The sequence below is a fragment of the Staphylococcus xylosus genome, from assembly GCF_002732165.1.
Taxonomy (GTDB): Bacteria; Bacillota; Bacilli; order Staphylococcales; family Staphylococcaceae; genus Staphylococcus; species Staphylococcus xylosus.
Genome location: NZ_MRZO01000003.1, coordinates 279,737 through 291,238 on the forward strand (window position 1 = coordinate 279,737; position 11,502 = coordinate 291,238).

The following is an 11,502-nucleotide window of genomic DNA, read 5'->3' on the forward strand; positions in this document are numbered from 1 at the left end:
GTATTACCATACTTGTATACAAGTATATCGTGTTGATTAAGAGGTGGTGTTTTAGTGGATTATTCATATCCTGAACAATGGTTAGACGGTATGTCAAAAGGCGAAATGATTGCAGCTGAAATTCGTTTGAGAATTGTTGATGGTACGATAACACCTGACACTTTATTGACGGAAAATCAAATTGCTAAAGAATTTAACGTTAGTAGGTCACCAGTTAGAGACGCTTTTAAATTGTTAAAACAAGATCAGTTAATTCATCTAGAAAGAATGGGTGCAGAAGTTTTACCATTTGATGATACTGAGAAAAAAGAACTTTATGATTTAAGAATTATGCTTGAGTCATTTGCTTTTAGTAGAATTAAGCCCATAATGCATAATCAAATTGTAAAAGAATTAAGAAAGCAATTGGAAATGATGAAGATAGCGGTTAAATTTGAAGACGCAGAAGCATTTACTGAACATGATATGAAATTTCATGAAGTAACAATTATGGCGTCTAAACATCAATACTTAAAAACATGTTGGAATAATTTACGCCCAGTGATGGAAGCACTTATTTTATTATCTATGCGTAAACGTATGAATGAAAATCCTAAAGACTTTGAAAGAATTCATCAAAATCACGAAGTATTTATTGAAGCAATTGCAAATAAAGATGCGCATAAATTGAAAGAAGCATTTCATTTGAACTTTGATGACGTAGGTGATGATATCGAAAGCTTTTGGTTAACTTAGCGTTTTAATGCTGTAAAGAATCGGGAGGCAAAACCATGAAATACATGATAGGTGTCGATATAGGTACAACAAGTACGAAATCAGTACTTTATGACGAAAATGGTCAATTTATAATGAAACATAATATTGGGTATCCTTTGCATACACCGAATGTGGAAATATCAGAAGAAAATCCAGATGAATTGTTTGATGCGGTGCTCATGACAATTAAATATGTCATGAGAGAAGCAGATATTGATAAAAAAGACTTGAAACTAATTTCGTTTAGCGCTCAAATGCATAGTCTTATAGCAATGGATGCTAGCAATCAACGTTTGACTGAAAATTTAACTTGGGCAGATAATAGAGCGAGTAAATATGCAGAAGAAATTAAAAAGAACCATAATGGTGATGCGATTTATCAAAGAACTGGCACGCCGATACATCCTATGTCTCCATTATCTAAAATATTTTGGATGAAGCATGAGCAACAAGAAATATATAATCAAACAGCTATATTTGCTGATATCAAAACATATATTTTCTATCAATTATTTGAGAAGTTTGTAATAGATCAATCTATGGCATCATCAACGGGTATGTTGAACTTGGAAACATTATCTTGGGATAAAGAAGCGCTCGAATTATTAGGTATTAACGAATCGCAATTACCTGAACTTGTACCAACGACACATATATTAAAAGGTATGAAACGTCGTTATGCAACATTGATGGGCATTGATGAGGATACACCAATCGTTGTTGGCGCAAGTGACGGTGTATTATCTAATTTAGGAGTGAATGCTTTTAAAAAAGGTGAAGTTGCTGTAACCATAGGTACTTCAGGTGCGATAAGAACAGTTATAGACAAACCACGTACAGATTATAAAGGCAGAATATTTTGCTATGTATTAACGGATGATCATTATGTTATCGGTGGGCCTGTGAATAACGGTGGTGTAGTACTGCGCTGGTTACGTGACGAATTATTAGCAAGTGAAGTTGAAACGGCAAAACGCTTAGGAGTCGATCCATATGATGTACTTACTAAAATTGCTAATCGAGTTAAGCCAGGTGCAGAAGGTCTAATATTCCACCCATATTTAGCGGGTGAACGAGCACCATTATGGAACGCAGATGCGAGAGGCTCCTTCTTTGGATTGACGCTATCTCATAAAAAGGAACATATGATTAGAGCTGCTTTAGAAGGCGTTCTTTATAATCTATATACAGTTTATTTAGCCTTAATTGAGGTTATGGATGAGACTCCATCAACTATTAAAGCCACTGGTGGCTTCGCTAAAAGTGAAGTTTGGCGTCAAATGATGGCAGATATTTTCGATACTAATTTAAGTGTCCCAGAAAGTTATGAAAGCTCATGCTTAGGGGCTTGTGTATTAGGAATGAAAGCATTAGGAGAAATTGAGGATTTTTCAATTATTGAGGAAATGGTTGGTACTACAAACGAACATAAACCAAATGAGGACAATGTGAAAGTATATCAACAATTAATTTCAATATTTATAAATTTAAGCCGTTCATTAGAGGATCGTTATACTGAAATTTCGGCGTTCCAACGTGAACATATGGATTAATGATAATCGAGTAAGTACATAGGTAGAGGGGAAGGTAAGCTGTAATAAGTTGCTGTTATTGGGTGATAATTTACTTAATTACCTTTCCTACATATCTATAAATGTCACAGTTAGAAGAGTTTTTTTTAGAACTAAAAGAAAGCGTTACCAAGAGTGAAGGTAGCTATGTCTGTTAGCTATATTCAGTCTTTACTATGGAAGGGGAGAACGATGATGTTTGAAACAATTTGGCCACTGGTTACGGTGGTAATAGGGATTATCGTATTACTATCATTAATAATTTTCTTGAAATTAAATACCTTTATTTCATTAATAATTACATCTATTGTAACTGCAATATTACTGGGAATGCCTTTAGATAAAATAATAGAAACTATTGAAAATGGTATGGGCAGCACACTGGGCCATATTGCTTTGATTTTTGGACTTGGCGCCATTTTAGGTAAATTACTTGCTGATGGCGGCGGCGCAACACGTATAGCTGACACACTCATTAAAAAGTTTGGCTATAAACATGTACAATGGGCAATGCTTGTTGCAGCATTTATTGTAGGTATCGCATTATTCTTCGAAGTGGGATTAGTATTATTAATACCATTAGTGTTTACTATAGCTAAGCGTGCAAATGTATCACAATTGAAACTAGGTTTACCGATGGTAGTAGCTTTATCTGTGACACACGGCTTCTTACCACCACATCCAGGTCCAGTAGTTATTGCAAAAGAATTGGAAGCTAACCTTGGTCATGTACTCATGTACGGTATTATTATTGCTATTCCTGTTACATTGATAGCAGGACCATTATTTAATAAAATTGCACAAAAAATAGCACCAACTGCCTATACACGTGAAGGTGACATATCTGCATTGGGTGCACAAAGAGAATTTAGTGAAGCTGAGATGCCAAGATTTAGTATTAGTTTATTAACAGCTATTTCACCAGTTATCTTAATGTTGTTTTCTACAATTGTGCAGTTAGTTACAGGCAATGAAACAGCGACGAATGGATTTGAATCAGTAGTTTACTTTGTAGGTACAGCGGGAACGGCGATGCTTATTGCAGTATTATTTGCTATATTTACAATGGGAATTAAGCAAGGACGTAATAACTCAGAAATCATGGATTCAGTATCTAATGCAATTTATCCAATAGGTATGATGATCTTAATTATTGGGGGTGGCGGTACCTTCAAACAAGTACTAATTGATGGTGGCGTCGGAGATACAATTGCTAAATTGTTCGAAGGTACAGAAATGTCACCAATACTATTAGCGTGGATTGTGGCTGCAGTGTTACGTATTGCGCTAGGATCTTCAACTGTAGCAGCGATTTCTTCAACTGGTATCGTATTACCATTATTACAAGCGTCAGATGTTAACGTGGCTTTAGTAGTGCTTGCTATAGGTGCAGGTAGCGTTATATTATCTCATGTTAATGATGCAGGATTCTGGATGTTTAAGGAATATTTTGGCTTAACAGTTAAAGAAACATTTTTAACTTGGTCACTACTGGAAACAGTAATTTCAGTTTCTGGACTTGTGTTTATATTGATATTAAGTATTTTTGTATAAATTAGTTAAATCTAATAAGTTTTCATTGAATTAATAAAGTAATGACAATGAAAAACTTGAGGAGGCAGGTATGCGAAATCAAACTTTGGTTTCTACCTGACTCCTTTATTTTTATCAACACAATGACAATTTAAAATTATATAATATAAGTAAATAATATTATGACTAACAAGGAGGAACTGTAAATGACAAAATTTAGTACAGAGAGTTTTTCTGTAAAAGGAAAAAATGCAATTGTGACAGGTGGCGCTAGAGGTTTAGGTAAATATTATACTATCGCTTTAACGATGTATGGTGCTAATGTCACAGTTGTAAGTTCTTCAAACCAAGCATGGGAATCTTTAAGAGAAAGTGTTGAACAGAACGAAGGTAACGTGGCTTTTATACAACAAGATCTTAAAGAACAAGGTGCTGCCGAAAAAGTGGTTTCACAGGCAGTCGAAACATGGGGAAGTTTAGATATTTTAGTAAATAATGCTGGCGTTCAAATTCGAAATAATGTTTTAGATTATAAAGATGAAGATTGGCAAAATGTTATAGATATCAATTTGAACGCAACATATTATATGGCACATGAAGCTGCTAAAGTTATGACAGAACAGCAAACCGGTAAAATTATTAATATAGGTTCTATGCAGTCATATCGTGCAGGTAAAAATATCTTTCCATATGCAGCTAGTAAACATGGCGTCGTTGGTATTACCCGTGCGTACGCTGATGCATTAGCGCCTTATAACATACAGGTGAATGCTCTTTCTCCTGGTTATATTCGCACTGATATGACTAAAGTATTAGAAGAAGATCCAATTAGAGGGCCAGAAATTAAAGGGCACATACCATCTGGTGAATGGGGCGTGCCTGAAGATTTAATGGGACCATTAATATTTTTAGCAAGTAGTGCATCTGACTATGTTACTGGGACAACATTACCTGTTGATGGTGGTTACTTATTAAGGTAACAAATAAGCACTATCAATTAGTTATAGGAGGCGAGTACATGGTGTTTGTACTAGTCTCTTTTTTATGGAATATTGGGTGTTAATAATTAACTGAATGGTCATCTGAAAAGATACACTATTGAAAATACAACAATAATTACACTTTAAATGATAAAATATAGAAACGATTGCTCATTATATATATGATGAATGAAATATCGAGTTGTAAGTTAGCCAGAAATTTATACTATATAAATTCAATCATTTTATGATGATTTAAGGGGTAAGTTATTTTGTCTTTTTAAAATAGGGGGAATTTACATTATGAAAAGGATTTTATTAATTGCAAGTGCATTTATTGGTGTCATTGTGGGTGCTGGTTTTGCTTCTGGTCAAGAAGTCCTTCAATATTTTACAAGTTTTGGTATTATGGGCACGTTTGGTGCAATTATTACAACTGTACTATTTACATATGTTGGTATGATGCTTGTATGGTTAGGTAGTAAATTTAAAACAGATTCTCATAAAGAAGTGATACATAATATAACGGGAAAATCATTAGTAGGAAAAGTACTTGGTTGGATTATTGATTTAGTCATTATTTTTACATTATTTGGCGTAGGTGTAGTGATGATTGCAGGTGCGGGTTCAAATCTTAATCAACAATTTGGTTTACCTCCTATTGTGGGTACGTTATTAATGACTGTATTAATCTTACTGGCAGGTATGTTAAAGGTTAAAGGTGTGGTAAAAGTTATTGGCAATATAACGCCATTTTTAATAATATTTATTATCCTCATTTCAGTTTATAGTTTTATTACTACAAACACACCATTTTCACAGCTTAATACATTATCAGACGCTAAACCTTCAACATTGCCAAACTGGTTTGTAGCTGGAGTGAACTATGCTTCATTTAATACTGCTGTTGGTGCTTCGATGGCTATAGTCATGGGGGGATCAGAGAAGAATACGAAGGTTGCTGCAACTGGTGGATTAATTGGTGGTCTTGCTTTAGGTATAATGATTGTATTGAGTCACTTGGCTATTTTCACACAAATTGATGTCGTGGGAGATATGGATATGCCAATGTTAGGTATCGTCAATAATATTTCACCTGTGCTAGGTATTATTATGGCAATCGTTATATTCGGTATGATATTTAATACTGGATTAGGAATGTTTTATGCTTTTGCATCGCGTTTTACTGTAGTAGATACGATGAAATTCAAAATATTTTATACGATAGCAGTTATTGTAGGATTATGCTTAAGTTTTGTCGGATTTACAGATTTAGTAGCTATATTCTATCCATTAATTGGCTATTTAGGGCTCGTACTTATTTTAGTATTGTGCTATGCGCCATTTAAACTTAAGTTTAATAATAAAAATGAATAAACGATTTAAAAAATGATATTAAAATAAAATTAAATTTACACCCTATTCCTTTATTTTTAGTTATAATAAAATAAAGGAATGGGGTGATTTTTTATGAATGAGCAGACGTTAGAAATTTTACAAATGAATGCGCTTCAACTATTAGGCATCCAATTAGAAGGCTATGATATGAGTGATATAAAGGGTATTAGCACGCATATTAAGACACCCTTTACAAATACTGCAAGAAAACAGTTTAAAACTGAGTTAAAGCACTTTATTGTCCATATGAATAGTAATAAAATTTATCATTATTCGAATAGTTTTGATGTTAATTTTTTGATTTTTAAATTCAAGAAAAATAAACAGATTTATATTATTGGACCTTATATGGGGCAAAGACCGAATGAACGCCGCTGTAATGAACTATTACAAAGAGCAGATATCAAAATATCAAAGTTGTCGATATTAAAACAATATTTACTTAGCGTACCTTTATGTCATCATGTTAAAGCTCAAAAGATGTGCCGGCTAGCAATTCGTTTTTTAAAAAAGAGGAACGTTGTTTATGAAACAGTAAAAATTGATTTCGAATTTCATTCAACTATAGAGATGTTAGCTGAATCAAGAGCACAAATGGATTACACATTACAAGAAATAGAACAACGCTATAATTTAGAAAATCAATTACTTACTGCAGTTGAAAACGGAAATGTGACAGAAGCATTATCAATTTTAAATGAAATGAATGTATCTGTATCAGGTTTGCGTAGGGTTAAAGATGATATTTCTAATGAACAGTATAAAGCCTTTCTTATCAATACGTTATGTCGGAAAGCAGGGGAAAAGGCCGGTATTAGCTTAATTCACATTGATGAAATATCTGAGAGGTATGCTTCTATTATTGATCAGACAATGGATAGTGAGATGCTTGACGAAATTGTTCATGAAATTGTTAAAGAGTACGCGGAAAGAGCTATGAAGACTAAAGCCAATGCTTACAGTCCAAAAGTCAGTAAAGTAATACAGTATATAGAACGAAATTTGGACAATACGCTGACCTTAAATGAATTAGCTAGTCACGTTGATTTAGCACCTAGTTATTTATCAAGAATATTTAATCAAGAAATTAACAAATCAATTTCACAATATATCATTGAACTAAGAATTAAAAAAGCACGTGACTTGATTGCTAGAACTAAGATGACAGTTTCTGAAGTTGCTTCATATGTAGGATTTAAGGAACAAAGTTACTTTACACAATGCTTTAAAAAGCAATATGGTGTGCCTCCATTAAAATATAGAACAGAGCATAAAGAATTTTACTAAAAAATTAACTTCAAAAAATTAAAAAATATAAATAAAGTTGCTGTTTAGGTAAAGTTTTTATTAAAAATGTAAAAATAATCTCAAAAAATAATCGAAATAGTGTAAAAAATGCAATTTTACAATATGATAAAGCAATTCAAGCAGTGCATTTTCTAATTGATGCTTCCTGTATATGTAATTTTCACCATATACCTTAGTTATAGCTTTTATTCGTGTTATTTCAGTTTAAATCACGAGGATGTATATTATATATTTATAACAACGTTGTTATTTTTGTATTGACTGTTTTATTTTTAAAAATATAATAAAGGAAAGATCTCTATAAATTAATCGTAGGGGATGTATTTAATCATGTAAAATGATGAAGAAATTTGTAGAGTTACTTTTTTTTACGCATATAAGAAAACGCTTACAATATAAAGTCCTTTTCTTATTGAATGTTAATTATGAATACATACTAAGAAGTTACTGGAAGAATTAATTATTCCAAGTGCTTTTATAGTGGAAAGAGGTAATCGATATGGTTACAGCAAAACTAAAGCCTGCAAACAGTAAACTAAAGCGTTTTAAAGAAATTCAGAATCCTAGATTGAAATTTAAGGAAAAGCTATCTTATGGATTTGGTGACTTAGGTAATGGCATGATGTTCGATATGGGGCAGATTTACTTACTATTATTTTATACTGATATTTTAGGTATACCTTCGTGGGTAGGGGGATTAGTATTTTTAGTCTCGAAGTTCTTTGATGCCTTCGTCGATACAGCTGTAGGGACAATTGTAGATAATCAAACTAATTTTGCTAAACGTGGTAAATTTAAACCATTTATTTTATACGGCAGTATACCATTAGCAATACTTACAGTAATAACGTTTCTATCACCAGACATAGGAGAAACAGGTAAAATTATATGGGCTTTTGGTTCATATTTGTTATTTAACGCAGCTTATTCATTTGTAAATATTCCATATGGCTCACTGTCTGCATCTATGACTATTAATGCGGATGATCGTACACAATTATCGGTATTCCGTAACATGGGGTCTCAAGGCGCAATGTTTATATCTGGTATTGTCGTGATACCTGTTGTTAGTTTATTTCCAAATCATCAAATTGGTTATCCAATGGCAGTTGGGATGCTTGCTATTGCTGGAGTGATATTCCATATGATTTGTTATAAAGGGGTTACTGAGAGACATACGATTGAAAGACCGAAAGAAAAAGGGCTTGGCCGTAAAGCATTTCTAAATTTATTGAAAAATAGACCCTTTATCATATTAGCAATTTATACACTTTTAACAATAAGTGCACTATTTTTACAGCAAGCTTCACAATTATACTATTTTAAATATGTATTAGGAGAACAAAATTTAGTAGGGATAGTTAGTACATTAAACTTCCTTGTGCTAATTCCTGCATTAGTATTAACGACGTTCTTAAGTAAATTGATTGGTAAGAAAATGACGGCGATTATAGGTGTAGGTGGTTTCATTTTATTCCAATTTATCAACTTTACTTTTTTCTCAGATCATATCGTGATGTTCTTAATTATTAATACTATTGCACAATTATTCTTAGTCATTCCAAATACTGTAACTTGGGCATTTATTGCTGATGTTGTGGAATATGGGCAATGGCAATCGGGGATTAGATCTGAAGGGATTATATATGCGAGCTATAGTTTCACAAGAAAAATATCACAAGGTTTAGCAGGATTTATACCAGGTGCATCTTTAACAATTATTGGATTTGTTCCTAATGCTACTCAATCAGCAGATACATTACATGGGTTGAAAGTGTTATTCTTTATCGTTCCTGCGACAGCTTGTTTAATTGCAGTCATACTATTCTTCTTTGCATACCCATTAACTGACCGTAAACATAAACAAATTGTTAAAGAGTTAGCATTGAGAGAAGAATTGTAGATAGATTTTATAAAATTGAAAGGAGTAACTAAATATGTTGTATCCAGTTGTAAATGAATTTAGAAGTATCATTGATTTGAACGGTATATGGCGCTTTAAATTAGAGGGGAACGAAGATCAGATTGATGTATCACAACCATTAAATACTGAACAAGTCATGGCTGTGCCAGGGTCATTCAATGATCAAGGGGTCACTGCTAACATTCGTAATCATGTAGGAAATGTATGGTATGAGAGAACATTTACCGTTCCCAACGTATTAAATAATGAACGTATTGTCTTAAGGTTTGGTTCTGCAACGCATAAAGCAACCGTATATATCGATGGTAACGAAGTAACGTCAAACCAAGGAGGTTTCCTACCATTTGAAGTAACATTAGAAAAAGCATACACAGTTGGGACGCATCGTTTAACGGTATGTGTTAATAATATCTTAGATGAAACGACTTTACCTGTTGGGGATTATAGCGAAACAACAGATGCACAAGGAAATGTGATTAAGAAAAATATACCAAATTTTGATTTCTTTAATTATGCAGGTTTACATAGACCTGTAAAAATATACACTACACCTAAGACACATATTCAAAATATTGAAATTGTACCTGAAGTGCAAGGTGATGATGCTTTCGTAAATTATAAAGTGAGCACGAATCAAAGCAGAGGAGCTGTTAAGGTTCAATTAGTGGATGAAGACAAACAAGTTATAGCTGAATCAACAGGAGTAGAAGGTACAATAAAAGTTCAGAATCCACATCTTTGGCAACCACTAAAAGCGTATTTATACCATTTAGAAGTGTCGCTTATAGAAGATGAAGAGATAATTGACACTTATGCTGAGCGTTTTGGTATACGTTCTGTCAAAGTAGATAAGGGTAAATTTTTAATTAATGGAGAGCCGTTTTATTTTAAAGGATTTGGTAAGCATGAGGATAGTTATTATCATGGCAGAGGTATGGATGAAGTAGTAAATGTATTAGATTTTAATTTGATGAAATGGATTGGAGCCAATTCATTTAGAACTTCCCACTATCCATATTCAGAGGAAATGATGCGTTTGGCTGATGAACAAGGCATAGTAGTGATCGATGAAACGACTGCTGTAGGTGTTCATTTAAACTTTAATGCAATTTTAACTGGAGAAAAAGAAAGAAATACTTTTAAAGAGATAGGTACGAAAGCAGCGCATGAGGCTGTGATTAAAGGGTTAATAGAACGTGATAAAAATCATGCATGTGTGGTCATGTGGTCTATTGCAAATGAACCAGCTTCTGATGAACAAGGTGCAAAAGCATATTTCGAACCATTAGTGAATCTAGCACGAACGTGTGATCCACAACAGAGACCTGTTACAATTGTAACAATATTGACTTCTCAACCAGACACATGCCAAGTTCAAGATTTAGTCGATGTATTATGTTTAAATAGATACTATGGTTGGTATACTCAAACAGCAGATTTGAAAGCAGCTAAATTAGCATTAGCAGAAGAATTAGATGGCTGGAGTATTAAACAACCAGATAAGCCAATTATGTTTACTGAATATGGCGCAGATACTGTGGCAGGAATGCATGCATTAAATGATGAATTGTTCACAGAGGAATACCAAATACGTTATTATGAAGCAAACCATGAAGTTATGGATAAGTACCCTCAATTTATCGGAGAACAGGTATGGAATTTTGCAGATTTTGAAACTTCTTCCGGTATTATTAGAGTGCAAGGAAATAAGAAAGGAATTTTCACCCGTGAAAGAAGACCAAAAGCTGTTGCTCACTATTTCAAAGAAAGATGGTCGAATATTCCGGATTTTGGATATAAAATATAATATAAATGAAAGGGAAGTGGACAGAAATCTAATTAATTTAAAAGGTTTCTGACACACACCAGGATGTAGCTGTCCCTTAATAAAGCGAGCCAACAATATAGAAGTATTGAATAAAAAGAAGCACTCAGATGAATTAAATATGATGTGTAGCCCATAAGTTAGATTTTTAGTCCAACTTTTGGGGTGCACATCAATCATCTGAGTGCTTCTTTTTATGCATTTATA

At 33.2% G+C, this 11,502-nt stretch carries 8 protein-coding genes; all 8 read left to right on the top strand.

Annotated features, from left to right (window positions below):
* Positions 1 to 54 precede the first annotated feature (54 nt).
* Positions 55 to 735, top strand: a complete 681-nt coding sequence (locus tag BTM19_RS06385; protein ID WP_058625695.1) for a GntR family transcriptional regulator — start codon at positions 55 to 57, stop codon at positions 733 to 735.
* 35 nt (positions 736 to 770) lie between these two features.
* Positions 771 to 2,309 (top strand): gluconokinase, encoded by a 1,539-nt coding sequence (gene gntK, locus BTM19_RS06390; RefSeq protein WP_029378271.1) that lies wholly within the window; start codon positions 771 to 773, stop codon positions 2,307 to 2,309.
* A gap of 213 nt (positions 2,310 to 2,522) precedes the next feature.
* Positions 2,523 to 3,881 carry a gluconate:H+ symporter gene (locus BTM19_RS06395; RefSeq protein ID WP_029378272.1) on the top strand — a complete coding sequence of 453 codons (1,359 nt, stop codon included), beginning with the start codon at positions 2,523 to 2,525 and terminating at the stop codon, positions 3,879 to 3,881.
* A 185-nt stretch (positions 3,882 to 4,066) separates the two neighbouring features.
* A complete protein-coding gene (locus BTM19_RS06400; protein ID WP_029378273.1) occupies positions 4,067 to 4,840 on the top strand; it encodes an SDR family oxidoreductase in 774 nt (257 codons plus the stop codon).
* Positions 4,841 to 5,143: 303 nt separating this feature from the next.
* Positions 5,144 to 6,217 (top strand): YkvI family membrane protein, encoded by a 1,074-nt coding sequence (locus BTM19_RS06405; protein WP_029378274.1) that lies wholly within the window; start codon positions 5,144 to 5,146, stop codon positions 6,215 to 6,217.
* 93 nt (positions 6,218 to 6,310) lie between these two features.
* Positions 6,311 to 7,525 (top strand): helix-turn-helix domain-containing protein, encoded by a 1,215-nt coding sequence (locus BTM19_RS06410; protein ID WP_099265793.1) that lies wholly within the window; start codon positions 6,311 to 6,313, stop codon positions 7,523 to 7,525.
* A gap of 520 nt (positions 7,526 to 8,045) precedes the next feature.
* Positions 8,046 to 9,449 carry an MFS transporter gene (locus BTM19_RS06415; protein ID WP_029378276.1) on the top strand — a complete coding sequence of 468 codons (1,404 nt, stop codon included), beginning with the start codon at positions 8,046 to 8,048 and terminating at the stop codon, positions 9,447 to 9,449.
* A gap of 34 nt (positions 9,450 to 9,483) precedes the next feature.
* Positions 9,484 to 11,277 carry a beta-glucuronidase gene (uidA, locus tag BTM19_RS06420; RefSeq protein WP_069796932.1) on the top strand — a complete coding sequence of 598 codons (1,794 nt, stop codon included), beginning with the start codon at positions 9,484 to 9,486 and terminating at the stop codon, positions 11,275 to 11,277.
* Positions 11,278 to 11,502: the final 225 nt, after the last annotated feature.

Excerpts from the sequence above, each read along its gene's own strand:
- BTM19_RS06410 (WP_099265793.1), top strand. The coding sequence starts at position 6,311 with ATGAATGAGCAGACGTTAGAAATTTTACAAATGAATGCGCTTCAACTA.
- BTM19_RS06395 (WP_029378272.1), top strand. The coding sequence starts at position 2,523 with ATGTTTGAAACAATTTGGCCACTGGTTACGGTGGTAATAGGGATTATC.
- BTM19_RS06415 (WP_029378276.1), top strand. The coding sequence starts at position 8,046 with ATGGTTACAGCAAAACTAAAGCCTGCAAACAGTAAACTAAAGCGTTTT.
- BTM19_RS06400 (WP_029378273.1), top strand. The coding sequence starts at position 4,067 with ATGACAAAATTTAGTACAGAGAGTTTTTCTGTAAAAGGAAAAAATGCA.
- gntK (WP_029378271.1), top strand. The coding sequence starts at position 771 with ATGAAATACATGATAGGTGTCGATATAGGTACAACAAGTACGAAATCA.
- uidA (WP_069796932.1), top strand. The coding sequence starts at position 9,484 with ATGTTGTATCCAGTTGTAAATGAATTTAGAAGTATCATTGATTTGAAC.
- BTM19_RS06405 (WP_029378274.1), top strand. The coding sequence starts at position 5,144 with ATGAAAAGGATTTTATTAATTGCAAGTGCATTTATTGGTGTCATTGTG.